General features: G+C 61.2%; 19 protein-coding genes. 9 read left to right on the top strand and 10 right to left on the bottom strand.

Features of this window, described 5'->3' with window-relative positions:
• The first annotated feature begins 3 nt into the window (after positions 1-3).
• Together uca and atzF are read left to right on the top strand one after the other, a co-directional pair.
• A complete protein-coding gene (uca, locus tag ELH03_RS30555; RefSeq protein WP_130767246.1) occupies positions 4-3,543 on the top strand; it encodes an urea carboxylase in 3,540 nt (1,179 codons plus the stop codon).
• Position 3,544: 1 nt separating this feature from the next.
• Complete coding sequence (atzF, locus tag ELH03_RS30550; RefSeq protein WP_130767245.1) at positions 3,545-5,350, top strand: allophanate hydrolase; 1,806 nt, start codon at positions 3,545-3,547, stop codon at positions 5,348-5,350.
• Between the two features lie 97 nt (positions 5,351-5,447).
• On the opposite strand, the gene ELH03_RS30545 is transcribed toward atzF, so the two are convergent.
• Genes ELH03_RS30545 through ELH03_RS30535 form a run of 3 tightly spaced genes read right to left on the bottom strand, consistent with a single transcriptional unit; the run spans position 5,448 to position 7,995 of the window.
• Entirely contained in the window at positions 5,448-5,858 is a 411-nt protein-coding gene (locus ELH03_RS30545) for a VOC family protein (RefSeq protein WP_047622188.1), read from the bottom strand.
• A gap of 18 nt (positions 5,859-5,876) precedes the next feature.
• Positions 5,877-6,974 (bottom strand): Gfo/Idh/MocA family protein, encoded by a 1,098-nt coding sequence (locus tag ELH03_RS30540; protein WP_128401100.1) that lies wholly within the window; start codon positions 6,972-6,974, stop codon positions 5,877-5,879.
• A 10-nt stretch (positions 6,975-6,984) separates the two neighbouring features.
• Complete coding sequence (locus ELH03_RS30535) at positions 6,985-7,995, bottom strand: Gfo/Idh/MocA family protein (protein ID WP_128401099.1); 1,011 nt, start codon at positions 7,993-7,995, stop codon at positions 6,985-6,987.
• Between the two features lie 366 nt (positions 7,996-8,361).
• Between ELH03_RS30535 and ELH03_RS30530 the strand changes: the two genes are divergently transcribed.
• Positions 8,362-9,522 carry a fumarylacetoacetate hydrolase family protein gene (locus tag ELH03_RS30530; protein WP_130767244.1) on the top strand — a complete coding sequence of 387 codons (1,161 nt, stop codon included), beginning with the start codon at positions 8,362-8,364 and terminating at the stop codon, positions 9,520-9,522.
• Positions 9,523-9,585: 63 nt separating this feature from the next.
• Here the strand turns inward: ELH03_RS30530 and scpA are convergent, their stop codons facing one another.
• Positions 9,586-11,724 (bottom strand): methylmalonyl-CoA mutase, encoded by a 2,139-nt coding sequence (gene scpA / locus ELH03_RS30525; protein ID WP_128401097.1) that lies wholly within the window; start codon positions 11,722-11,724, stop codon positions 9,586-9,588.
• A gap of 231 nt (positions 11,725-11,955) precedes the next feature.
• On the opposite strand from scpA, the gene ELH03_RS30520 reads away from it, so the two are divergent.
• Positions 11,956-13,314: an LLM class flavin-dependent oxidoreductase gene (locus tag ELH03_RS30520; RefSeq protein ID WP_130767243.1), complete on the top strand. Its 1,359-nt coding sequence runs from the start codon at positions 11,956-11,958 to the stop codon at positions 13,312-13,314.
• A 1-nt stretch (position 13,315) separates the two neighbouring features.
• On the opposite strand, the gene ELH03_RS30515 is transcribed toward ELH03_RS30520, so the two are convergent.
• The 5 genes from ELH03_RS30515 to ELH03_RS30495 all read right to left on the bottom strand — a co-directional run bounded on the left by ELH03_RS30515 (position 13,316) and on the right by ELH03_RS30495 (position 18,190).
• Positions 13,316-13,969: a methionine ABC transporter permease gene (locus ELH03_RS30515; protein ID WP_032980232.1), complete on the bottom strand. Its 654-nt coding sequence runs from the start codon at positions 13,967-13,969 to the stop codon at positions 13,316-13,318.
• On the bottom strand, positions 13,950-15,035 hold the full coding sequence (locus ELH03_RS30510; RefSeq protein ID WP_128409500.1) for a methionine ABC transporter ATP-binding protein: 1,086 nt from the start codon (positions 15,033-15,035) through the stop codon (positions 13,950-13,952). Before ELH03_RS30510 ends, ELH03_RS30515 begins: the two co-directional genes overlap by 20 nt.
• Positions 15,036-15,124: 89 nt before the next feature.
• Positions 15,125-15,964 (bottom strand): MetQ/NlpA family lipoprotein, encoded by an 840-nt coding sequence (locus ELH03_RS30505; RefSeq protein ID WP_112908209.1) that lies wholly within the window; start codon positions 15,962-15,964, stop codon positions 15,125-15,127.
• Between the two features lie 243 nt (positions 15,965-16,207).
• Positions 16,208-16,768: an FMN reductase gene (gene msuE / locus ELH03_RS30500; protein ID WP_128404558.1), complete on the bottom strand. Its 561-nt coding sequence runs from the start codon at positions 16,766-16,768 to the stop codon at positions 16,208-16,210.
• Positions 16,769-16,987: 219 nt separating this feature from the next.
• The gene (locus tag ELH03_RS30495) at positions 16,988-18,190 is read right to left on the bottom strand and encodes an MFS transporter (protein ID WP_128404559.1); all 1,203 of its coding nucleotides are present in this window, start codon (positions 18,188-18,190) and stop codon (positions 16,988-16,990) included.
• Between the two features lie 356 nt (positions 18,191-18,546).
• Between ELH03_RS30495 and ELH03_RS30490 the strand changes: the two genes are divergently transcribed.
• From ELH03_RS30490 to ELH03_RS30475, 4 genes are all read left to right on the top strand, one after another.
• Entirely contained in the window at positions 18,547-19,005 is a 459-nt protein-coding gene (locus tag ELH03_RS30490) for a helix-turn-helix domain-containing protein (RefSeq protein ID WP_128404560.1), read from the top strand.
• A gap of 27 nt (positions 19,006-19,032) precedes the next feature.
• Positions 19,033-20,982, top strand: a complete 1,950-nt coding sequence (locus ELH03_RS30485; protein ID WP_128409498.1) for an AfsR/SARP family transcriptional regulator — start codon at positions 19,033-19,035, stop codon at positions 20,980-20,982.
• 123 nt (positions 20,983-21,105) lie between these two features.
• Complete coding sequence (locus ELH03_RS30480; protein ID WP_128404561.1) at positions 21,106-21,345, top strand: hypothetical protein; 240 nt, start codon at positions 21,106-21,108, stop codon at positions 21,343-21,345.
• Between the two features lie 47 nt (positions 21,346-21,392).
• Positions 21,393-21,785 (top strand): SMI1/KNR4 family protein, encoded by a 393-nt coding sequence (locus ELH03_RS30475; protein ID WP_128404562.1) that lies wholly within the window; start codon positions 21,393-21,395, stop codon positions 21,783-21,785.
• Positions 21,786-22,452: 667 nt separating this feature from the next.
• Here ELH03_RS30475 and ELH03_RS30465 read toward each other — a convergent pair.
• Positions 22,453-22,599 (bottom strand): DUF1127 domain-containing protein, encoded by a 147-nt coding sequence (locus ELH03_RS30465; RefSeq protein WP_003552150.1) that lies wholly within the window; start codon positions 22,597-22,599, stop codon positions 22,453-22,455.
• Between the two features lie 813 nt (positions 22,600-23,412).
• Between ELH03_RS30465 and ELH03_RS30460 the strand changes: the two genes are divergently transcribed.
• On the top strand, positions 23,413-24,342 hold the full coding sequence (locus ELH03_RS30460; RefSeq protein ID WP_130767242.1) for a TauD/TfdA dioxygenase family protein: 930 nt from the start codon (positions 23,413-23,415) through the stop codon (positions 24,340-24,342).
• Positions 24,343-24,426: the final 84 nt, after the last annotated feature.

Below are 24,426 nucleotides of genomic sequence, written 5' to 3'. Positions count from 1 at the left end.
TCAATGTTCACCAAAGTCCTTATCGCCAATCGCGGCGAAATCGCCGTCCGCGTCATCCGCACATTGAAGCGGATGGGCATTGCCTCGGTTGCCGTCTATTCCGATGCCGACCGGTTCTCGAAGCCGGCGCTGACCGCTGATGAAGCCGTCCGCCTCGGCCCGGCGCCTGCTGCCGAAAGCTATCTTGACGTCGATGCCGTCATCGCTGCCTGCAAGGCGACGGGCGCTGAGGCCGTGCACCCAGGCTACGGCTTCCTCTCGGAGAATATCGGCTTTGCCGAGCGGCTCGCCGCTGAAGGCATCGCCTTCATCGGCCCGCGCCCAGAACATCTGTCGGCCTTCGGCTTGAAGCATACGGCACGAGAATTGGCGAAAGTGAGCGGCGTGCCGCTGCTGCCCGGCACCGATCTCTTGCAGAGCGTCGACGAGGCGCTTTCGGCTGCTGAGACCGTCGGTTATCCCGTCATGTTGAAAAGCACGGCCGGCGGCGGCGGCATCGGCATGCAGCTCTGCGCCGATGCCGCCGGCCTCAAGGCTTCCTTCGAAAGCGTGCAGCGGACCGCGCGCGCCAGCTTCGGCGATGCGCGCGTCTACATCGAGCGTTTCGTTGCCGAAGCGCGCCATGTCGAGGTGCAGATCTTCGGCGACGGCAAGGGCGGAGTGATTGCGCTCGGCGAACGCGACTGCTCGCTGCAGCGGCGGAACCAGAAGGTCGTCGAGGAAACGCCTGCGCCCGGCCTTTCTGCGGAGACAAGGGCGCGCCTGCACAAGGCGGCGGTCGATTTGGGAAGCTCGGTCTCCTATGAATCGGCCGGCACTGTCGAATTCATCTATGATCCCCAGCGCGAGGAATTCTATTTCCTCGAGGTCAATACCCGCCTGCAGGTCGAACATCCTGTCACGGAAGCCGTCTTCGGCATCGACCTCGTCGAATGGATGATACGGCAGGCGGCCGGCGAAGACGTGCTCTCGGGTGCTAAGGCCCTGACGCCGAGGGGTGCGGCGATCGAGATGCGGATCTATGCTGAGATGCCGCATGCCGATTTCCGCCCGAGTGCCGGCCTTTTGACCGAAGTCATTTTTCCGGAAAGCGCCCGCGTCGACGGCTGGGTCGAGACGGGAACCGAGGTCACGCCCTTCTATGACCCGATGCTCGCCAAGCTGATCGTGGCGGCGGAAGATCGTCCGGCGGCGATCGAGAAGCTGAAGGTAGCACTCGCCGAAACATCGATATCGGGCATCGAGACCAATCTCGATTACCTCAGGGCGATCGCCGCTTCCGAATTGCTTGCCAGCGCCAAGGTTAAGACGACGGCGCTACGCGACTTCGCCTTCGTTCCCGATGTCGTCGAGGTTCTTGCGCCCGGCGCGCAGTCAAGCATCCAGGAACTGCCGGGCCGGCTCGGCCTCTGGCATGTCGGTGTGCCGCCGAGCGGGCCAATGGACGAGCGCTCCTTCCGCCATGCCAACCGGCTGGTCGGCAATGACGATGTGACGGCTGCGCTGGAGTTGACCGTTTCCGGTCCGACATTGCGGTTTTATGCCGACCAGACGATCGCGCTTGCCGGCGCGCGGATGCCAATGACATGCGACGGCGTAAAATTGCCGCATGACGCCCAGGTGACAATCCGGGCGGGTCAGGTTCTGTCGATCGGTTCGATCGAAGGACCGGGACAACGCGCCTATCTCGCCGTCGCCGGTGGTTTTGCCGCTCCCGTTGTGCTCGGCTCGCGCGCGACCTTCGGCCTTGGCCAATTCGGCGGCAACGCCACCGGCACCCTGAAGACAGGGCATGTGCTGCATTTTGCTAGCCAAGTACCGGCCGAACCGGTGAGACCCGCGACGGAGGCGGCCGCCTTGACGCGCGAATGGGATGTCGGCGTCGTCTACGGTCCACACGGTGCGCCCGATTTCTTCGAGGATAGCGATATCGAGACGCTGTTTTCGACGGCTTACGAGGTGCATTTCAACAGCGCCCGCACCGGGGTCCGCCTCATCGGCCCCGCCCCGCAATGGGCACGTAGCGACGGCGGTGAGGCGGGGCTGCACCCCTCCAACCTGCACGATAATGCCTATGCGATCGGGGCGATCGATTTTACCGGCGACATGCCGATTATTCTCGGCCCTGACGGCCCGAGCCTTGGCGGCTTCGTTTGCCCGGCGGTGATTGCCCGCGACGAGCAGTGGAAGATGGGCCAGTTCAAGCCCGGCGACCGTATCCGTTTTCATGCGGTGGCGCGGCCGGAAGACCCGATCGCCGGCCCGGCGGTGCGGCGGCCCTCGGAAGAAACAGGTTCGCCGATCCTCGGCATCAGCGAGGATGGCCCGGTTTCTGTCGTTTATCGCCGCCAGGGCGACGACAATCTGCTCGTCGAATATGGGCCGATGACGCTCGATATCGCGCTGCGGCTGCGGGTGCACCTGCTGATGCAGGCGGTCATCGAGGCCCGCCTCCCCGGCGTTGTCGACCTCACCCCCGGTATCCGCTCGCTGCAGATCCATTATGACGGCACGCAGCTGACGCGCCGGCGCCTGCTCGGGTTGCTCTCCGAGATCGAGGCGACCCTTCCGGCGGCACAGGAGGTCACGGTGCCGAGCCGCATCGTGCATCTGCCGCTCTCCTGGAACGATCCGGATGCGGAACTTGCCATGCGCAAGTATCAGGAGCTCGTGCGCCCGAATGCGCCCTGGTGCCCGTCGAATATCGAGTTCATCCGCCGCATCAACGGCCTTTCCGACGAACAGGCCGTCCGCGATATCGTCTTCGATGCAAGCTACCTGGTGCTCGGTCTCGGCGACGTCTATCTCGGCGCGCCGGTTGCGACCCCGACTGATCCGCGCCATCGCCTCGTGACGACGAAGTATAATCCCGCCCGCACCTGGACGCCGGAAAATGCCGTCGGCATCGGCGGCGCCTATATGTGCATCTACGGCATGGAAGGACCGGGCGGCTACCAGCTCTTCGGCCGCACCATCCAAGTCTGGAACACATGGCGGGAGACGCCGGCCTTTGCCAAGGGAAAACCTTGGCTGCTGAACTTCTTCGACCAGATCCGTTTCTTCCCGGTCAGCAATCAGGAATTGACGGAGGCGCGCGCCGCCTTCCCGCATGGTGGCTATCCGATCAGGATCGAGGAGACGGAATTCTCCTATGCCGCCTACGAGAAGGAATTGCAGGTGAATTCGGCGTCGATCGGCCGATTCAAGGCAACGCAGCAGGCCGCCTTCGATGCCGAACGCCAGCGCTGGAAGGAAGCCGGGCTCGACAGTTTCGTCACCGACGAAGGCGCGGGCGAAAGTCCGGATGGGGATATTCCCGACGGCTGCTTCGGTGTTGCCAGCGCCGTGCCCGGCAATATCTGGAAATTGCTGGTCGAGCCGGGTGCTTCGGTTGCGGTCGGCGATACACTCGCCATCATCGAATCGATGAAAATGGAAATCAACGTCACCGCCCATGCGGCAGGGCGCGTCCGCGATCTGCGCGCCGGGCCGGGAAGAAACGTCAAAGCCGGCGATATCATCGTCGTTCTGGAGGAATGCTGACATGCTGCCGACCATCCTCGATCTCTCAAGCCTTCGCGCCGCCTATCGATCCGGCCTGACACCGCTCGATGCCATCGAAGAGGTGATCTCCCGCCGCGCCGCCTCGAAAGATCCGGCAATCTTCATCACCCCGGTGCCGGATGAGGAACTGCGCGCTGCCGCGAAAGCGCTGATGGCACGTGCGCCCGAGGCAAACAGCCTGCCGCTCTGGGGCGTTCCCTTTGCCGTGAAAGACAATATCGATGCCGCCGGCCTGCCGACGACTGCCGCCTGCCCGGCCTATGAGTATCGGCCGGAGGCGGACTCCACCGTCGTTGCCCGCTTGAAGGCGGCCGGCGCCATCATCATCGGCAAGACCAATCTCGACCAGTTCGCGACCGGCCTGAACGGCACGCGCTCGCCCTATGGCGCGCCGCGATCGGTCTTCGATGCGGCCTATATCTCAGGCGGTTCGAGTTCCGGATCGGCGGTCACGGTGGCCTCCGGCCTTGCGGCCTTTGCGCTCGGCACCGATACGGCGGGCTCCGGCCGCGTTCCGGCTGCCTTCAACAATCTGGTCGGCATCAAGCCGACGCCGGGCCTTTTGGCGAACACCGGCGCGGTTCCGGCCTGCAAGAGCGTCGACTGCATCACCATCTTTGCCGCGACCGTCTCTGACGGTGTTGCGATCCGCAAGGTCGCCGAAGGCTTCGATGCCGCCGATCCTTTCTCGCGTCGCGCCAAGCCGGCGAACCTGCCTGTGTCGGGCTTGCGCATCGGCGTCCTCACCGACGCTGAGCGGGAGTTCTTTGGCGACAGGGAGGTGGAGGCGCTCTACGACCAGGCCATCGAGCGGGCCAAAGCGCTCGGCGCGACCATCGTGCCATTCGATTACGCGCCATTCCGCGAGGCCGCCGCCCTTCTTTATGACGGGCCGTGGGTCGCCGAACGTCTGGCGGCGGTCGAGACCTTCCTCGCCACGAACGCGGCCGATTTCGACCCGACGGTGCGGGGGATTATCGAAGGCGCCAAGGGCAAGACCGCGGTCGAGGCTTTCAACGGCCGATACCGGCTGGAAGAATTGCGTCGCAAGACCGAGGCCGAATGGGAAAAGGCCGACGTGCTTCTGCTGCCGACAGCACCGACCACCTACACCGTTGCGGACATGCTGGCCAATCCCGTCGTGCTCAACGGCCGCCTCGGTCGCTACACCAATTTCGTCAACCTGCTCGATTGCGCAGCGATCGCCGTTCCGGCCGGCTTCGGCAAAGGTGGGCTGCCGGGCGGCGTGACCGTCATCGCACCTGCCTTCACCGACGATGCGCTGGCGCCGCTTGCCGATGCGCTGCACCGCGCAGCAAGCTCCGGCATGGGCATCGACCGGCAGGCTGCGATCCCCGAAGCAAGCCGTGTTGTGCCTGGCGATGACGGTTTCATCGAAATCGCGGTCGTCGGTGCGCATCTGACCGGCATGCCGCTCAATCACGAACTGGCAGGCGCCGGCGGGCGTCTGGTCAAGACCTGCCGCACGGCCGGTGACTATCGCCTCTTCGTCTTGCCCAATACCACGCCGCCGAAACCGGGACTGCTGCGCGAACCCGGCCATAAGGGTCAGGGGCTGGAGGTCGAGGTCTGGGCACTGCCGGCCGATGCTTTCGGCAGGTTCGTCCAGAAGATTCCGGCACCCCTCGGCATCGGTAAGCTGACGCTCGAAGACGGCTCCAGCGTCTCCGGCTTCGTCTGCGAGGCCCATGCGGTGAAAGGTGCCGAGGAAATCACCGCACTTGGCGGCTGGCGCAACTATATCAGCGCCAAGCTGGCGAGCTGAGGAGAGCCTTGCATGGCAGCAAAGCTCATCCGGCACCTGATTGATCTGCTGCGGGACGGTCTGACCGCCCGCAGCGAAGCGATCGGCAGCACCTGTGTCAGCCCTGGCGGTTCTGAGAGCGTTCGGCAAGCTCGACGATGATGCCGTCGGGATCGCGAACGAAGGCGATCTTGTTCAGCATCTCGGAGTGGACGGCGAAGCGCGGCCGCTCCTTGATCTCGACGCCCGCCTGTTCAAGGCGGGCAAAGGCCTCGTCGACACTGTCGAAATGAAAGGTGAGGTGGCGGACGCCGGCCGTATCTTCAGGCACATCGACCGCTCTCGACGCGCCGCCGGGCGGCGCAAAGACCTCCAGCATGCCGCCGCCTGCATCGAGGAACGCTACCTGCATGCCATTCGCCATCGTCTTGCGCAGCACGAGGCTGAGGCCGAGCAGGCCACAGTAGAAATCGACGGTGCGGTCCATGTCGCTGACCGTCATGCCGACATGCTCGAAGGATTTCAGCATGGGAGAGCCCTTCCCGGTTCAGACGGTGGCCGCAGCACGCCATTCCCCTGCCGGCAGCCAGGAGCGGTAGAGCGGATGATCGGCGGCGATCGGCATCGGCGTCGGTTGTCCGGTTCGCTGCGAGAAATAGGCGGCCGTTACCAGTTCCAGCGAATTGCGGGCATCCTGCAATGTCACCGGTGGGTCGGTGTCTTCGATGATCGCCTTGTGGAAGAGCTCGAACTGGCGGGTGTAGCCATCCTCGCCAGGCACATAGCCAGCGAGCACTTCGTCGATCCGCGCCTGATGTTCCTCTGTCCCGGCGACGAACGTCCACGGATCACGGCCCATCGTATAGGGTTCGATGATGCTTTCGGCGACGAGGTCGTTGAAGCAGAAGCGCAACCGCGAGATCTCCTTGCGCGAACCCAGCGTCATCGACAGCGTCGCCAGCGAGCCATTCTGCATCTTCACCGAAAGGGCTGCCGTATCCTCGACCTCGATCGGATTGACCAGCGTCGCCCCATAGGAAAACACCTCGGCACAGGGGCCATGTACGTAGTTCAGCATGTCATGAGCGTGGATGGCGTGGCCGAGAAGGCCGCCGCCGAGTTCGCTCGCCCATTTGCCGCGCCACGGCACGGCATAATAATCCGGACCGCGCCACCAATGGGTTTCGATCGTTGTCAGGAACGGCTTGCCGGCCAGACCGCGCTCGATCAGCAGCTTCAGCTTCTGCAGGCCGGAGCCGTAGCGATACTGGAAGATCGGCATCAGCTTCCTGCCGGGGTAACGATCGAGGATGCGCCCCATCTCGTCAACCTCGGCAATCGAGCCGAAGAGCGGCTTCTCGCAGATCACGTGCTTGCCGGATTCGATGCCCTTGCGGCAAAGTTCAAAATGCGAACTCGGCGGCGTCGAAATGTCGATGATGTCGAGATCGTCACGGGCAAATAGCGAATCCGCATCCTGCGTGTATTCGCCAATGCCGTACTCCTCGCACAGCGCCTTGCCGCGTTCCTCGTCGAGCGAGCAGAGCACAGGAACCTCGAAAAGCTCCTTGTTCCAGCCGAAGCCGGCCAGATGCCGCGCAGCGATGCCTGCGCCGATGACGCCGACGCGCAATTTTCTGGTCATGATATCCTCCTCAGCGAGCGCCGATGCGCGCGGCTTTCGCCTGGGCTTCGAGCGAAAGACGGCAGACTTCAAAAACGTGATCCTGGGTCATCGCCGTCTGCGTGTGGTTGCCGACGTCGGCGGTGAAAGCGTCGAAATAATCGAGTTTTTCGCCGCTGCAATCGATATGGGTCATTTCCTTGCCGTTGACCAGGAAGAGGTGATCCTTACCCGGCCGGCCGGCGATATCGATATATTTGCGCAGTTCGATGTAGCCTTCAGTGCCGAGGATGGTCAGGCGCCCGTCACCCCAGGTCGGCAGCGCCTCCGGCGTGAACCAGTCGACACGGACATAACCCGCCGCCTTGTCGGAGCGCAGAAGCACCTCGCCGAAATCCTCGAAGGCGGGCTTGTCAGGCATGCCGAAATTGCCGATCGAGCTTGCGATGACCTCGCCTGTGGTCGAGCCGGTATAAAACAGGAACTGGTCGACCTGGTGTGAAGCGATATCGACGATGATGCCGCCGAAGGCTTCGGGATCGAAGAACCAGTCCGGCCGGGTCGGCAGTTGCAGCCGGTGTGGACCGACGCCGAGCGTTTGGATCACTTTGCCGATCGCGCCTTCGGCGACGAGCTTGCCGGCCTTGACGGCGGAGCGCACGCAGTGGCGCTCGGAAAAGCAGATCGAGAAGATCTTGCCGGTCTCGGCAACGGTGCGCCTGACATCCTCGAGCTGGGCGAAGGTCGTCACGCCAGGCTTGTCAGTCATCACGTCTTTGCCTGATCTCATCGCGCGAATGGCAAGCCCGGCGCGATCGCGGGGGATTGCGGAAATGCAGATGACGTCGATCGACGGATCGTCGAACAGCTTTTCCCGATCGATCTGCGGCGCGTCAGGATAGGTCTTCTCAAAGGCCTCGCGCAGTGCCGGCACCGAGGTCTGCGGGCAATAGCCGACGAATTCGCCGCCTGAAGCAAGCAATCCCTTCACGTGATCGAACGTATGCCCATGGTCGATTCCGACGACGGCAAATCTCAACATCGCTGCAATATCCTCCTGGGATTTTCGTGCGGCCGGCTGACGCCAGCCTCCTCCATGTCGCGCAAAACAGATAACGAAAGCTGGCTCCTGTCAAGGCGAGATGGAGGGCAAAATCGTCACAGCCCATATTTAAATAACTGAAATATAACGGCTATTTTGTATCTAAATAGTTATTTTGTGGGCTTTTGCAATTGGATTCCCGAGGAAGTCCGCCGCTTGAGCCGATCAGACAAAGGTCTTTTTCCCCAGCGCATCTTGCCCCGTCTTCATGAATGTGATCGATTTTGGTCGTCGCCGGGTCGGAGGGCGGCAACACCCCGCAATTTTTAAAAGAGCACTTCTCGCTCGCCTTGATGAAAGATCACCATGTCTCAAGCTCTTCTCGATGTCGCCGCTTCGGATGGTCTTTTTGTCGGTCGTATCTGGAATCCCGAAGTGGAGGGACCGAGCATTGTGACGTTACGCGAGGGCATGCTGGTCGACATCACCTCGCGCGAGGCGCCGACGCTGAGCGCTCTGCTCGAGCGGCAGAATGCCGCCGCCTTCGTCCGTGCAGCAAGTGGCAAGGCGGTTGGCTCGCTGGCGGACATCGCCGCCAACAGTACCGGAGCTCCGGATCAAACGCGCCCTTATCTCCTTGCGCCCGTCGACCTGCAGGCAGTCAAAGCCTGCGGCGTCACCTTTGCGCAGTCGATGATCGAGCGCGTTATCGAGGAGAAGGCGGCCGGCAATCCGGAACGCGCCGCCTCGATCCGCGAGCGTGTCAGCACGCTGATCGGCGGCAGCCTCACCAATCTCAAGGCGGGCTCGCCGGAGGCTGCCAAGGTCAAGCAGGCGCTGATCGACGAGGGCATGTGGTCGCAATATCTCGAGGTCGGTATCGGGCCGGATGCCGAAGTCTTCACCAAGTCGCCGGTGCTTTCCTCCGTCGGCTGGGGTGCGGATGTCGGCCTGCATCCGATCTCGACCTGGAACAACCCAGAGCCGGAAATCGTGCTCGCGGTCAACAGCCGCGGCGAGATCAAGGGGGCGGCACTCGGCAACGACGTCAACCTGCGCGACGTCGAAGGCCGCTCGGCACTACTGCTCGGCAAGGCCAAGGACAACAACGCCTCCTGCTCGATCGGTCCTTTCATCCGCCTGTTCGATGCCGGTTACAGCCTGGATGACGTACGCAAGGCCGAACTCGACCTGAAAGTCACCGGCCAGGACGGTTTCGTGCTGCACGGCAAGAGTTCGATGTCAAAGATCAGCCGCGACCCGACCGATCTCGTCAAACAGACGGTCGGCGCCCATCATCAGTATCCTGATGGTTTCATGCTTTTCCTCGGCACGTTGTTTGCGCCGACGCAGGACCGCGACGCGCCGAAGCAAGGCTTCACCCACAAGATCGGCGATGTCGTCGAGATTTCCTCATCAGGCCTCGGCGCGCTCGTCAACACCGTGCGCCTTTCCACCGAATGCCCGCCTTGGACCTTCGGTATTTCGGCGCTGATGAGCAACCTCGCAAAGCGCGGGCTGCTCTAATTCTTTGATTTTTCGCATTTCCGGGCGGAAAACCGCGTCGCACTTTTCCTGGAAATGCTTCAGCTACTGGTTTCGCCGCCTGCCCTGCAGCAGATCGAGGACGGAGTTTGCCGCCTCGAGAACATTTGTCCCAGGACCGAATACGGCTGCAACGCCGTGTTCGTGCAGGAATTCATAGTCCTGGCGCGGGATGACGCCGCCGCAGACGACGATGATATCGCCACCGCCCTGTTCCCTCAGCCTGTCGATCAGCTGCGGAAGCAGCGTCCTGTGACCGGCCGCCAGCGACGAGACGCCGACGACGTTGACCTTTTCGCTGAGTGCGACGCCGGCAGCTTCCTCCGGTGTCTGGAAGAGGGGACCGGCGAGTACATCGAAGCCGATGTCACCGAAGGCCGAGGCGATCACCTTGGCGCCTCGGTCGTGTCCGTCCTGACCGAGCTTGGCGACCATGATCTTCGGCCGGTGCCCCATGGCTTCCGTCACCTCCGTCATGCGGGTCTTTAGCACGGCGAGTTCCGGCTCGTTTTCATACGCCTCGCCGTAGACGCCCTTGATGACTTCAGGGGTCGCGGCGTGATCGCCGAAGGCAGCGCGCATGGCGTCTGATATTTCGCCGACCGTGGCGCGGGCGCGGGCCGCCGCGATCGCTGCTTCCAGCAGGTTGCCCTTGCCGCTCTGTGCGATCTCTACCAGGGCCGTCAGCGTCTCGCGCACGGCTCCGCCATCGCGGCGCCGCTTCGTTTCCTCGATACGTCTGATCTGCGCTTTGCGCACCGCGCTGTTGTCGATCTCCAGAATGTCGATCGGCTGCTCGTTGTCGAGCCGGTAGCGGTTGACGCCGACGATGACCTCTTCACCCTTGTCGACGGCCGCCTGGCGGCGTGCGGCCGCTTCCTCGATCAGCCGTTTCGGCAGGCCATCGGCCACGGCCTTGGTCATGCCGCCCAGTGCCTCGACCTCCTCCATCAAGGCCCAGGCCTTGTCGGCAAGCTCGGCCGTCAGGCTTTCGACATAGTAGGAGCCCGCCAGGGGATCGACCACTTTTGTCACGCCGGTTTCGTGGCTCAGGATCAGCTGCGTATTGCGGGCAATGCGCGAGGAGAATTCCGTCGGCAGCGCGATCGCCTCGTCGAAGGAGTTGGTATGCAGCGACTGCGTGCCGCCGAGCACGGCCGACATCGCCTCGAAGGCCGTGCGTATGATGTTGTTGTAAGGGTCCTGCTCCTGCAAGGAGACGCCGGAGGTCTGGCAATGGGTGCGCAGCATCAGCGAGGACTGTTTCTTCGGATGAAACCCTTCCATGATCCGCGTCCAGAGCAGGCGGGCGGCGCGCAGCTTGGCGGCTTCCATGAAGAAGTTCATGCCGATGGCGAAGAAGAAGGACAGGCGGCCGGCGAACTCGTCGACGCTCAGGCCTTTGGCAATGGCGGCGCGGACATATTCGCGGCCGTCGGCCAGCGTGAAGGCCAGTTCCTGCACCAACGTCGCGCCGGCTTCCTGCATGTGGTAGCCGGAGATCGAGATGGAGTTGAACTTCGGCATCTCGCGGGCGGTATAGTCGATGATATCGGCAACGATCCGCATCGATGGTTCGGGCGGATAGATATAGGTGTTGCGGACCATGAACTCCTTGAGGATGTCGTTCTGAATGGTCCCCGAGAGCTCGGCCCGTGGAACGCCCTGCTCCTCGCCGGCCACGATGAAGGAGGCAAGGATCGGGATGACGGCACCGTTCATGGTCATCGACACCGACATTTCGCCAAGCGGAATGCCGTCGAACAGGATCTTCATGTCCTCGACGCTGTCGATTGCCACACCCGCCTTGCCGACATCACCCTCGACGCGCGGATGATCGCTGTCATAACCGCGGTGGGTGGCAAGATCGAAGGCGACCGACAGGCCCTTCTGGCCGGCCGCCAGATTGCGGCGATAGAAGGCGTTCGATTCCTCTGCCGTCGAGAAGCCGGCATATTGGCGGATCGTCCAAGGCCGGCCGGCATACATCGTCGCCCGCGGGCCGCGGGTGAAGGGGGCAAAGCCGGGAAGCGAACCAAGGTGCCCGGCGCCGTCGAGATCCTCGGCCGTATAGAGCGGCTTGACGGCAATGCCTTCCGGCGTCTGCCAGGTCAGCGTTTCGGGCGAGGTGCGCAGTTCCTTTTGCGCAAGCTCCGCCCAATCCGACAGCGTCTTCTTCGTCATGCGGTTCCTCCGGCTTTTTTCATCCCCACCCTACCATTTCACCGGCTCCTCGTGCGATAGAGCCGAACAGGATGATTTTAGGCCGAGCCGGCTAAAATCTGAATCCTGTTCTATATTATATAGTTAGAGCATGATGTCGTCCTAAAACCGCTCACACTTTTCGGCATCATGCTCTAGGATAATTAATGCGGCAAATCCTTGATTTCTATTGCCGGCTTTGGGACCCGCTTGATGAAGACCATTCAGATCTATGCCTTTGACATGAACTGCGTCGGGCACATCAACCACGGCCTGTGGACGCATCCGCGCGACCGCTCAGCGCATTATACCGATCTCGACTATTGGACGGAGCTTGCCAAGACCGCCGAACGCGGCAAGCTGGACGGCATCTTCCTGGCCGATATCGTCGGTGTCTATGATGTCTACAAGGGTAGCCCGGCGCCGGTGATCGAGACGGGCGCGCAGATCCCGGTCAATGATCCGCTGATCCCGATTTCGGCGATGGCCTATGTCACGAAACATCTGGGTTTCGGCGTCACCGTCAACACCACCTATGAGCCACCCTTCCTCTTGGCGCGGCGCATGTCGACGCTCGATCATCTGACCAAAGGACGGATCGGCTGGAACATCGTCACCGGTTATCTCGACAGTGCCGCCCGCAGCATGGGTTTCGACAAGCTGCCGGAACATGACGCGCGCTACGATGCGGCCGAGGAATATCTCGAAATACTCTACAAGCTCTGGGAAGGGAGCTGGGACGACGATGCGGTAGTGCGCGACAAGGCGGGCGGCACCTATGCCGATCCCTCCAAAGTGCGCACTGTCCGTCACGACGGCAAATATTACCGGATGGAGGGCATCCATCTCTCAGAACCCTCGCCGCAGCGTACGCCCCTGCTCTTTCAGGCCGGCGCCTCTCTACGCGGGCAGGACTTTGCCGCCCGCCACGCCGAATGCGTCTTCATCGCCGGTCCTAATCCCAAGGCGGCCAGGCCGACCGTCGATGCGCTGCGGGCGAAGGCGGAGGAATTCGGCCGCGGCGCCGACGCATTGAAGATCCTGAGCCTGATCACTGTTGTCGTCGGCCGAACGGAGAAGGAAGCACGGGACAAGCTGGAGGAGTACCGCCGCCATGCGAGCGTCGAGGCCTCGCTTGCGCATTACTCCGCTTCGACAGGTATCGATTTTTCGAAGTATGGATTGGACGACGTCATCGACCAGAGCTCGACCAACGCCAATCAATCCGCACTTGCGGCCATCACGAAACAGGCAGCGAAGCCGGTGACGTTGCGTGACATCATCGACCAGATGGTACTCGGCAGCCGGATGAAGCCGATGGTAGGCTCGCCCGAACAGATCGCCGATCATCTCACGACGTGGATCGAAGAGGGTGGCGTCGACGGCTTCAATCTGGCGCGGACAGTGGCGCCGGAAAGCCTGCGCGATTTCGTCGACCTGGTCGTCCCAGTGCTACAGGAGCGCCGCGTCTTCAAGGCGGACTATGCTGCAGGACCCTTGCGGCAGAAGCTTTTCGGCGGCGGGAACGGCAGGTTGCCCGCCGCTCATCCCGCCGCCCAGTTCCGGCGCTGATTTATCGGTGGTCCAGCCTGGCAACCAGCCGGTCGCCAAGCCACTGGATGCCGCAGACGAGCACGATGAGGACGGCCACCACCGCGATCATCACACTGGTTTCGAAACGCTGATAGCCATAGCGGATGGCGAGATCGCCGAGGCCGCCGGCGCCGATCGCGCCCGCCATGGCTGAGGCGCCGATCAGCGTCACCAGCGTGACGGTGAAACCGGCGACGATGCCTGGCAGCGCTTCAGGCACCAGCACCTCGCGGATGATGGTCCAGCGATTGCCGCCCATGGCACGCACGGCATCGATCAGCCCGCGGTCGACCTCGCGCAGCGATACTTCGGCTATGCGGGCGTAATAGGGCGTCGCGGCAATGGCGAGCGGCACGATGGCCGCCCAGGTGCCTAGCGCGGTGCCGACGATCAGCCGCGTCAGCGGGATCAGCGCCACCAGCAGGATGATGAAGGGCACCGAGCGGAAACCGTTGATGACCCCGCCGAGCACGCGGTTGATCCAGAGGTTTTCGGCGATGCCGCCGCGTGCCGTCGCGACCAGAGCAAGGCCGAGCGGCAGGCCGGCGACGAGCGAAATCACTCCCGAGGCGACGGTCATCAGGATCGTCTCCCAAAGGGAGCGAATAAGCAGTTCAAGCATGATCGGTGTCATAACCAAGCACCTCCACCCGGGCGGACCGGGCCACCAGGAATTGTTCGACCTTTCCGGCAAGCGCGGGGTCGCGCGCGGGAACAGCGATGAAGAACCGCGCCACCGGCTGGTTCTGGATGTGGTCGATGCCGCCATGGACGAGGCGGAAGGAATGCGGCAGGGCCGCCGAGAGCTCGGCAAACAGCGCGCCCTGCGCCTGCGGCCCGGCGAGATCGACGCTGAGGATCGCTTCGCTGCCCGCCGCCGCCGACAGCCGGCCGGCGATATGCTCAGGAAGCTGCGGACGGATGCCGCCGAGCAGGCTCCTGGTGATATCAGCCTGCGGGTTGGCGAAGACAGACCAGACCTGCCCTTCCTCGACGATCCGCCCGGCATCGATGACCGCGACGCGATCGGCAATGCCGCGGAGCACTTCCATCTCATGGGTGATCAGCAGAATGGTCAGTCCGAGCTTACGGTTGATGTCCTTGAGCAGCGCGAGGATCGACCGGGTCGTTTCTGGATCGAGCGCCGACGTCGCCTCGTCGGACAACAGCAGTGCCGGGCGTGCCGCGAGCGCCCGGGCGATGCCGACGCGTTGTTTCTGGCCGCCGGACAGCGATGAGGGATAGGCCTTCGCCTTGTCGGCAAGGCCGACGAGCTCGAGCAGCTCATGCGACCGTTTCAGGCGCTCGCTCTTTGCAAGACCCTCGATCTTCAGCGGCAGTGCGACGTTTTCCTCGACGGTTTTGGCGGACAGTAGATTGAAATGCTGGAAGATCATGCCGATACGGCGGCGCAGCGGCTGCAGTTCCTGTTCTGAAAGTCCGGTGATATCTCGGCCTTCGATGAGGATCTCGCCGCTATCGGCGCGTTCCAGGCCGTTCAGGCAGCGGATCAGCGTCGATTTGCCGGCGCCGCTGCGGCCGATGATGCCGAGGATCTCGCCTCTCTTCACCGTCAGCGAAATGCCGTCGAGTGCTGCAGTGGCTCCGAACCGCCGCTTCACGTCGGTAAGCCTCACCACCTCTTCGGTCGCCGTTTGCGGCTCTGCCGCGATCGCCGTGGTGGAAACAAAGGAATTCATGTGCTTTTCCTTACAAATACTGAAGGCGGCCCAGGCAAAAAACGCCCGGACCGCCTCTCGGCAGGCCTTAACCCCAGCCCTGCCCCGGATCAATAGGCGCTGAGACCCGTCCCCTTGTAGACCTTGTCGAACTCGGCCTTGACGGTCTCGTTCTGATAGGAAGACACAAGCGTCTTAACCCAGTCGGCATCCTTGTTCTCGTCCTTGACGGCGATGAAGTTGCGATATGGATTGTCGGCGATCGGCTCCTGGGCAATGCGTTCGGCCGGAGAAAGACCGCTTTTCAGCGCCCAGTCGGTGTTGACGATACCGGCATCCAGATCGTCGATCGAACGGCCGACGATGCCAGCGTCGAGTTCCTTGATTTCGATCTTCTTCGGATTGTCGGTGACGTCGGCGACGGTCGCAAGAATACCGGTGTCGTCCTTCAGTTTGATCAGGCCTTCGTTCTGGAGAACGCGCAGCGCACGGCCTTCGTTCGAGGGATCGTTCGGCACGCCGATGACGGCACCTTCCGGGATCTCGGCGACGGACTTGTACTTCTTGGTGTAAAGGCCGATCGGCCAGACCCCAGTATAACCGACGCGAACGATGTGGTAGCCGTGCTGCTTGATCTGGTTGTCGAGATAGGGCTGGTGCTGGAAGGCATTGGCGTCGAGTTCGCCGCGTTCCAGCGCTTCGTTCGGCTGCGTATAGTCGTTGAAGGTGATGGTCTCGATCTTGAGGCCCTTCTTGGCCGCCTCGCTCGCGACCACGCGCCAGATGTCCTCCTCCTCGCCGGCCATGATGCCGACCTTGATCGACTTGTCCTCGGCAAAGGAAGGAGCAGGGGCTGCAAAGGCAAAGAGTGCGGCAGCGGAAACGGCGACGGCGGCAAGAGCCGCCCGGCGCGAAAGGTGGAAGCCGTGAAGATTTTTGTTCTTGGTCATTTTATATCCCGTCTGACTGAATGAGGCCAAGCGCCCCGAGCGGGCCGATCATGGCAAATGCGCGTATCGTGAGCGAAGCACGAATGTCTGATGTGGAGGAAGGGCCGGAAAAACTCTTGCCCTGCCATCGATATCGGCAGGATAAATTTCCATCAAATTTGTGGACTATGACGACTGGAAAAGGACAGTCTTAAAACGAAAACGGCGCCTCCGCGGCGCCGTTTCAAGTCTATCCCGCACGCTTCACTCGGCGGCGATAAGCGCCTGCTTCTGGCTGGGAAAGAAGGCGGCGAGCTCGCTGATGACTTCCCCGATCCGATTGGAAAGCGGGTCGGATGAGACACGATAATCGGTGAAGTCACGGTCGGACGCGTAAACGGCGGTCGGCAGCGTGTGTGACATGAAGAAACCGAAGAGCGGGCGAAGCTGGTGCTCGACCATCAGCGCGTGCCGGTCGCCGCCGCCGGTCGCGGTGATGATGATCGGCTTGGCGCGTAGCTCATGCGGGTCGATCAAGTCGATCAGATGCTTGAAGAGGCCGGGATAGCTGCCCTTGTAAGTTGGCGCTCCGATGACCAGCACATCGGCATTGACGATGTCGTCGATGACTTCCTTGGCGCGACTGTCGAGATCGCCACGGCGCAGCGCCTGGCCAAGCGAAGGGCCGACGTCGGTCAGGTCGTAGATCGTGTTGTCGAAGCCATATTTCTCGGCGGCGAGACCAGCAACGTTTTCAACAAGCGCAAAGGTCTTCGAGGGGCGGTTGAAACTACCTGCAAGGCCGACCAGTTTGGGAGCAGACATGCCATTTCCTTCCAATATCGTGCCGAAACCGACGTCATTATTGGACGAATATTATCTATAAAAATAGTGGATTAAAGGAATGGTGATCCCTCTTCCCCGTATGAGGAGAAAAATACGTTCGGGCCCGTGGGCGATGGCGACGTGTGAAACTGCATGATGCATCGAGCCGAAGTGTCGGTGACATTTCGGCTCGATCGATTGTCCGTAAGCGATGTCGCCTCAGACTGGTTTCTGCTTGGGAATACGCGGCAGGAAGACCGTCAGGAGACCGAGCAGCGGCAGGTAGGAGCAGATCCGGTAGACGAAGTCGATACCGTGGGTATCGGCGAAATCGCCGAGCAGCGCAGCACCAAGCCCCCCTGCCCCGAAGGCGAAGCCGAAGAAGACGCCAGCAATCAGCCCGACGCGCCCGGGCACCAGTTCCTGTGCGAAGACGACGATTGCCGAGAAGGCCGAAGCGAAGATCAGGCCGATGACGATGCTGAGCACGCCTGTCCAGAAAAGGTTCGCATAGGGAAGCAGGAGCGCGAAGGGAATGACGCCGAGGATCGAGAACCAGATGACGAAACGCGCGCCGAAGCGGTCACCGATCGGCCCGCCGAGGAACGTGCCGACGGCGACCGAGCCGAGGAACAGAAAGAGCATCAGCTGTGCCTGCTGCACGCTGAGCTCGAACTTGTCGATGACATAGAAGGTGAAGTAGCTCGACACGCTGGCCATGTAGACATTCTTGGTTGCCGTCAACAGCACGAGAATCAGCAGCGCCCAGATGACCCGGTTCTGCGGCAACGGCAGGGTCCGGCTGATTGCCGGCTTGCTGGCATTCTGGCGCCTGTGGCTCATGTACCAGTTGCCGACCCAGCTCAGCACGACCATGCCGACCATGGCGATGGCGGCAAACCAGGAGACGCTGTGCTGACCGAGCGGCAGCACGATGAAGGCGGCAAGCAGCGGACCGATCGCCTGGCCGGCATTGCCACCGACCTGGAAGAAGGATTGCGCGAAACCGTGGCGACCGCCCGAGGCAAGACGGGCAACGCGCGAAGATTCCGGGTGGAAGACCGCCGAGCCGAAGCCGATCAAGCTTGCGGCAACCAGCAGCAGTTCGAAGCTGCCGGCATTGCCGAGCAGAATGAGGCCGCAAAAGGTACTCGCCATACCGACCGGCAGCGAATAGGGCATCGGCCAGCGGTCGGTGACGATGCCGACCAGCGGTTGCAGCAGCGAAGCCGTGACCTGGAAAGTCATGGTGAGGAGGCCGATCTGCACAAAATCGAGATCGTAGTTCGCCTTGAACAGCGGATAGAGCGAGGCGAGCAGTGACTGCATGATGTCGTTCAGCATGTGGCAGAAGCTGACCGCCATGAGGATGGACATCGTTGTTTTTTCGAAACGGGGCGCGCTCTCGGCAACGGTTGCCATCAATGCTTCTCCTGCACAGGCACGGCCGGTGCCGTGCCACGTCGCTTTGTTCGATGGATTTTCGGGCGATCGGGGCTGGGAAGACTCTCGGGCGGCGGTCGCTGAAGTGCATTTAGCGTAAGCGGAGACGCAATTACAGCCCAGTTTTATCCGTATTGGTACGGTTTTTGTTCGATTTGCTCTCCGGACAAGTGATTTCTGCCCAGCTTAGCGTCTTCCCAGACGGGCATTCATATCACAGTCAGTCGCGATCATCGCATATCCAGTATGCTATGTGAAAACAACCATGGAAAAGCCATGCAGGGGATACTACAGCTGCACCGATTGAAAAAAGCGATCGAGGCTGAAAACACGCGATGAATGTCAAGACAGCGAATGCGATAGACAGCTATGTCGGAGCGCGCATAAGAATGCGCCGGCAGTTGCTCGGGATGAGCCAGGAACGGCTTGCCGAGCAGATCGGCGTGACATTTCAGCAAGTTCAGAAATACGAGAAGGGCATCAACCGCATCGGCGCGAGCCGTCTGCAGCGGATCGCCGATGTGCTTCACACGTCGGTGAGTTTCTTCTTCGAACAGGAGAACTCCGAGCCGTTGACGCTGCAAGGGCTGGATCTGTCGGCGAATACTGATCCAGTTGCCGAATTCCTGCGAACGAAGGAAGGATTGGCGCTCAATCGCGCCTTTCTGAAGATCGCCGACCGCAATATCCGCGAAACGGTCATCGCATTGGTGAAGGCGATGGCGCAGGCGGAAAGTCGCGACGTAACATTGGGAGCCTCCGTAGCGGATATCACTCTTCCGCTCGGAGAATAGCCAGGGATATCGGCAGGCAGTATCCGCATGAAGCTCAGGCTCGAGTCATTTGGTGAGTTGCGGCTGATCGATCTGACCGGGAAACCCGTGGCGTTCCCGGAAAAGGGTCTGCTTGCGATTTGCTATTTGCTGGATCGTTATCTGCAGGACGGGGCCGGGAGCGAATATCCGCGCTCGGCGTTGGCGCGGTTCCTATGGGACAGCCATGACAATCCTGACATCATGGCCAACCTGCGCAAGACTATATCGCGCATTCAGGCACGTCAGACCGAGCTCGGCACCGAGCTTCTGGTCTTCACGTCGACCGGTGTGCGGATCAAGCCGGATGCATTTGTTTGCGATCTCTTCGAACTCGCCAAGCCCGATGGCGATGGCGCACTTGAAAAGTTGCGGCGGCTGGTTGCCGTCCTACGCCAGGATTTCCTGGCTGTGCTCGCCGACCAAAGCGTCAGCACGCGGCAATGGATCGCCGGCCAGCGCGACAAGCACATGGCGATCCTGGTGGATGCGCTGAAGACGGCGCTACCCGCGGCCCGGTCGCGAGAGGATGTGAGCCTGATCAAGGAGGCGGCGCTCAGGATTTTCCGCGATGCACCTGATGACGAGAATATTCGTCGTATCCTTCTCGAAGCCTACGAATCCGAGGGACAGCTGGAGAATGCCCGCAGGCTTTTTGATGCCAGCAGGCATGGCTTGGAAAGCGCACTCGATGTCGGTCTTGACGTCCAGGCTTTGGGAGAGGTCCGCAAGGTCTTTGCCGGCAGTCAATCGCCGCCGAGCGTTATGGAGCCACCAAGCGACGGCGGCGGTCGGGCTCCTCGTCCCCTGCCCCGTCTCGTGCTGCTGCCACCTGGCGGGATGGATGCGGCCGGTGCTTTGCCGATGCTCTCCGGACCGCTGATCGAGGACGTGACGATCGGCCTTTGCGCGCTGAATACGGTGTCCGTCGTGGCACCGCATACGGCTGCTCGGATCGCCCGTAATGCCGACAAGGCCGAGCTGATCCTGCGTCACTCGATTTCTTATGTTCTCGATACGAGGCTGACCGATCATGCGGGCATCGCTACGCTCTTTGTTCAGCTGATCCATGCCGGCGGCGATGAGGTCATCTGGGCCGAGCGTTTCAGCCTCGAGAAATATGATTTGATAAGTCACCGGCGCGACATCGCGCGGCGGATTGCCAGGGAGCTTGCCGGGCAGGTTCGCCGGCATGAAACCATGCGCGATTCCTTCGAGGGCAATTCGGCCGCCTATCACAGCTACCTTCTTGGCCTGCGGGACGTAAAGCGGCTTTCCCTTCCCGATATTCGCCGCTCCCGGAAGGCGTTCCGGGAAGCGCTTCAACACAGCGCGCATTTTGCCCCTGCACTCAGCGGGTTGTCGCGTACCTTTCTCGTCGAGTGGCTGCTGACGGCACGTGGCGACAGCGAACTGCTCGGACTTGCGGAAGACTATGCGAACCGGGCGATCGTCGCCGATCCATCGCTGGCAGCCGGTTTTCGCGAACTCGGCGTCGCCAAGCTTTATCTGGGGGACATCGATGAAAGCGTTCTGGCGCTGAAGCTCGCGGAAGAACTCGGCCCGCATTATGCCGACGGCATTGCGAGTTATGCCGATACCCTCGTTCATGCGTCGCGCCCGGCCGATGCGCTGGCCAAGATCGAGCGGGCGATCTCGCTCAACCCGCTGAGCCCGACAGATTATCTATGGACGGCGGCCGGCGCCAATTTCGCACTCGGCCATTATGCCGAGGCGCTGGAACAGATCTCCGCAATGGACGACCGCACACCGGCCGACCGGCTTTCGGCTGCCTGCTGGGCCATGCTCGGTGATACGAAAAATGCGCGTCTCTACATGCGCAAGGTGCGCGAGATCTATCCGGATTTCGATGTCGACAAATGGCTTTCCGTCGTTCCCTTCAAGGAGCAATGGCAGAAGGAACAATATCGCGAGGCTTTGCGCCGGGCCGGTTTCTGAGATCTGGTTCTGAACACCGGGAAGTCTTGTCACGCCCGTGTCACGCGCGTCTTTCCTCCAAGAGGGCTAAGCTTTCTCCGCTTTGTCGGCATGTGCCGGCAGGGAAGCCGGGGGAACACTCAGATGCACGAAACAGCCGAAGCAACAGTCTCGCCGAAGAGTGAGGAAGAGCTCAAGGAGTTGGCATCACTCGCCAGGCTGGTTGCCTATGCCCGAGAGAACGCCAGGGAGCTGAACGCTGAATTCTCCGCCTATTGCCTGGATCTTGCGCTGGGCGCCCTGCTGCAGGACCTGGATAGAAGCGGCGTATCCCTCTCCCAGGCAAACGGTCAGGACAGTTTTCTGCCCGGCACGCGGCACTGAACGGCCGCTGAGCGTCCGGGTGCTTTGCCATAACCGGGGGCTAACATATGCTCGAAAAGCTGCAGCATGGATATCAATTGCCCGGCGCCAGTCTTTCGGAGATCGAGGCATGTGAGGCTTCGCTCTCGATCATCTTGCCCGAAGAGTACAAGGCGTTCTTACGTATCTCGAATGGTTTCAATGACGAAGTCGGTCAAGGATATCTGGTTCTCTGGAGCGTCGCGGAACTCGCCAAGGCGGACGGTTATGAACTCTTCGAATTTCAGACCGACCGGTTCTTGATTGGTTCGAATGGTGGCCCGACCGCTTATGGAATAATCGGCGAAGATTATATCTCGATTCCGTTTGTCTTTGCCGGCGCATGGTCAGATGAGGTCCGCGTGCTTGGACAAACTTTCGCTGAGTTCATTGAAGCCATTGAGGCGGGCGAAGGTTCATAGCGATCGCCTTTGCCTGCCGGCACCTCCTTCATGGATGAAGCCATAGCCGACGGCCTTTTCGCAACGCCGTTTCTGGGAAGCCGGACTACTCGCGAAACCGAGACATTCGGCGGGGTCAGCTGCTGTGCGGAAATCGCGCCAATGCGGGACCTAGCCCTTTGGCAAATAGACTTCCTTTTAGGACGACAGAGTCCGAAGGTCTGCGACAGGCGCCTCCAGGGAACCGCCAGCCGGTTCCAAAGGAAGACGGGTGCGATTGAGTGGGTGACGCGACGTGAGAGTTCCACTCGATTTCGATCTGCAGCAGGGATTGCTCCGAAAACGAAAAAGCCTGCCGCGGGAGGAGGTGCGGCAGGCTTTCTGAAAACCGAACAGCGACTGGGAGGAGGAGTGCCGCTGTTCCGACAGACGTCCCTTGGGAGGAGGAGTGGGCCGTCTGAAAGTCGAAGCTTTGCGGGAGGAGGTGCATTGCTTCGATTGATCCAATCATACACCGGCTATGGATGGTGCCAATGTCTTATGCTGCACCGCAGCTATGCAAGAAATACAAGTCGGAAAGCTTACAATACGAATGAGAATCCAACCGACCTCAGCCATGGCGTTGGACGCAAAAACGCCCGCGTCAGGAGCGGGCGTCAAGCAGTATTAAATACCAAGTGCTGTGCGGTTAGCGCGCGATCGATGCGCGGGCAACGCTGCGGATGTCAGCCCGGTCGATACCGAGGTCCTGCAGCTCACGGCTGGACATGCGGCCGAGTTCGGTAACGGTCTGACGGAACTTGCGCCAGTTGTTGAAAGAGCGTGCTACGTTCATGATAATCCCCTTTCCTGAGGGCTGTCTGACGTCAGCAACCTTGCTTGGCTCCGGCGTCGTTTCAATGATTGGAATATAGGCGGTTCAATCGGTTTAAAACAGCGACAATCTCTCACCTCAGCTATGCGATAAACGCATAGGCTGTTTCTTTTTTGCGCGAAATTCTCTCTTTTTTAAGCCGCGGAGGTCAAAGCCTTCGGATCGATGGGGTTCGTGTCTCGCGTCACAGAGTGAATCCGGGCGAACAGTTCTTGATGACACGTGTTGAGTACCGAGCGCCCGAAGTATCCGACATATCCGGACGGAAGCGCTCAGCGGCATATCCCAGCGCCACGGCGTGACGATATCGGCCCCCCCAAATTCTCCGAAGTGACAAGCAGGATCCCCGCCACGCTGAGCGTCTTACCGAACAAATCGGTGGCCAAGGCGCTGCTGGTCTGCGGACTCTGATTTGCGGAAGCGACGTTTTCGTTCCAATCGCGAATCTGCGAGTCTGTTGATGAGTGTTTACCTTGCCTGCGTGTCATTCAGGACCACGAAAGTCGGGAGCTCCCAACTTCAGGCGCAAGCGCCTTCGGTGAAACGATGCATCGCTGAAGGCCCAAGTGAGGAATTCATCGGCAAGAAGGAACTATCGAAGGCGGCTGTTTCGGGCAAACGGACAAAATTAGAAAATTTTGTCTATGGATTTTATAGATTATGGCGTTCCATAGCCCTGTCGATTTTAACAATGAGATTTTCGAACGCCCGGCGGATGCCTCGTTGGGCGCATGTGACTTGCCGTCTTCTTCCAAGATCAGCCAGGAGGTTTCCATGAGCAATCCAGTTCTCGTCAATCAGATCATCCCCGAGTCCGATGTCGTGCCGCTGACCGGCCGCGTCGGCGCCGAAATCAGGGGCATCCGCCTCGGCGGAGACCTTTCGGACGCAACGGTGGCGGCCATCAACCAGCTTCTCCTGAAACACAAGGTCATCTTCTTCCGCGACCAGGAACATCTTGACGATTCCCAACAGGAATCATTCGCACGCCGCCTGGGCGACCTTGTGCCTCATCCAACCCAGGGTCCGGTGACCGGTACGGCCTCCATCCTCAATCTCGATTCCAGCCGCGGCGGCGGCAGGGCGGACCAGTGGCACACCGATGTCACCTTCGTGGATGCCTATCCTAAATTCTCGGTCCTTCGTGGCGTCGTCATTCCGGCGGCTGGAGGTGATACGATCTGGTCCAACACCCAGGCCGCATACGAAAGTCTGCCAGCATCGCTCAAATTGCTGGCGGACAATTTATGGGCCATTCACAGCAATGCCTATGACTACGCAGCCGTGCGCCCTCGTGCCACCGCTGAAGAGAAAAAGCATTTCGAGGAAGTTTTCACCTCGACCATCTACGAGACCGAGCATCCAGTCGTGCGTGTCCATCCCGAAACCGGCGAAAGATCGCTGCTGCTCGGCAATTTCGTTCAGCGTCTGGTCGGCTTGTCGAAGAGCGACTCCGCCAAACTCTACGAGGTGTTCCAGTCCTACGTTACCGCCCCGGAAAATACCGTGCGCTGGCGCTGGAGAGCCGGGGATGTCGCGATCTGGGATAATCGTGCGACCCAGCACTATGCTGTCAACGACTACGGCGACCAGCACCGGGTCGTGCGCCGCGCCACCGTTGACGGCGACGTCCCCGTCAGCGTCGACGGCCGCCGCAGCATAACCCACGTCAAGGCCGCCAAGCCGAAAGCAAAGGCCGCGTGAGCGCGGCCGGACAGGGGACGACCATGTAGCTTCATGTCGCGCGGTGCTTGCCGCCGCTTGCGCCACCGACAGTCATCCAGGCAT

This window comes from Rhizobium beringeri, from assembly GCF_004306515.1.
Taxonomy (GTDB): domain Bacteria; phylum Pseudomonadota; class Alphaproteobacteria; order Rhizobiales; family Rhizobiaceae; genus Rhizobium; species Rhizobium beringeri.
The sequence above is the reverse complement of the archived record's forward strand: the minus strand, read 5'-3'. Positions and strand labels throughout refer to the sequence as shown.

What these genes read in the sequence shown, in the direction of transcription:
- uca (WP_130767246.1), top strand. Translation starts at nt 4, where the DNA reads ATGTTCACCAAAGTCCTTATCGCCAATCGCGGCGAAATCGCCGTCCGC.
- atzF (WP_130767245.1), top strand. Translation starts at nt 3,545, where the DNA reads ATGCTGCCGACCATCCTCGATCTCTCAAGCCTTCGCGCCGCCTATCGA.
- ELH03_RS30545 (WP_047622188.1), bottom strand. Translation starts at nt 5,858, where the DNA reads ATGCTGAAATCCTTCGAGCATGTCGGCATGACGGTCAGCGACATGGAC.
- ELH03_RS30540 (WP_128401100.1), bottom strand. Translation starts at nt 6,974, where the DNA reads ATGACCAGAAAATTGCGCGTCGGCGTCATCGGCGCAGGCATCGCTGCG.
- ELH03_RS30535 (WP_128401099.1), bottom strand. Translation starts at nt 7,995, where the DNA reads ATGTTGAGATTTGCCGTCGTCGGAATCGACCATGGGCATACGTTCGAT.
- ELH03_RS30530 (WP_130767244.1), top strand. Translation starts at nt 8,362, where the DNA reads ATGTCTCAAGCTCTTCTCGATGTCGCCGCTTCGGATGGTCTTTTTGTC.
- scpA (WP_128401097.1), bottom strand. Translation starts at nt 11,724, where the DNA reads ATGACGAAGAAGACGCTGTCGGATTGGGCGGAGCTTGCGCAAAAGGAA.
- ELH03_RS30520 (WP_130767243.1), top strand. Translation starts at nt 11,956, where the DNA reads ATGAAGACCATTCAGATCTATGCCTTTGACATGAACTGCGTCGGGCAC.
- ELH03_RS30515 (WP_032980232.1), bottom strand. Translation starts at nt 13,969, where the DNA reads ATGACACCGATCATGCTTGAACTGCTTATTCGCTCCCTTTGGGAGACG.
- ELH03_RS30510 (WP_128409500.1), bottom strand. Translation starts at nt 15,035, where the DNA reads ATGAATTCCTTTGTTTCCACCACGGCGATCGCGGCAGAGCCGCAAACG.
- ELH03_RS30505 (WP_112908209.1), bottom strand. Translation starts at nt 15,964, where the DNA reads ATGACCAAGAACAAAAATCTTCACGGCTTCCACCTTTCGCGCCGGGCG.
- msuE (WP_128404558.1), bottom strand. Translation starts at nt 16,768, where the DNA reads ATGTCTGCTCCCAAACTGGTCGGCCTTGCAGGTAGTTTCAACCGCCCC.
- ELH03_RS30495 (WP_128404559.1), bottom strand. Translation starts at nt 18,190, where the DNA reads ATGGCAACCGTTGCCGAGAGCGCGCCCCGTTTCGAAAAAACAACGATG.
- ELH03_RS30490 (WP_128404560.1), top strand. Translation starts at nt 18,547, where the DNA reads ATGAATGTCAAGACAGCGAATGCGATAGACAGCTATGTCGGAGCGCGC.
- ELH03_RS30485 (WP_128409498.1), top strand. Translation starts at nt 19,033, where the DNA reads ATGAAGCTCAGGCTCGAGTCATTTGGTGAGTTGCGGCTGATCGATCTG.
- ELH03_RS30480 (WP_128404561.1), top strand. Translation starts at nt 21,106, where the DNA reads ATGCACGAAACAGCCGAAGCAACAGTCTCGCCGAAGAGTGAGGAAGAG.
- ELH03_RS30475 (WP_128404562.1), top strand. Translation starts at nt 21,393, where the DNA reads ATGCTCGAAAAGCTGCAGCATGGATATCAATTGCCCGGCGCCAGTCTT.
- ELH03_RS30465 (WP_003552150.1), bottom strand. Translation starts at nt 22,599, where the DNA reads ATGAACGTAGCACGCTCTTTCAACAACTGGCGCAAGTTCCGTCAGACC.
- ELH03_RS30460 (WP_130767242.1), top strand. Translation starts at nt 23,413, where the DNA reads ATGAGCAATCCAGTTCTCGTCAATCAGATCATCCCCGAGTCCGATGTC.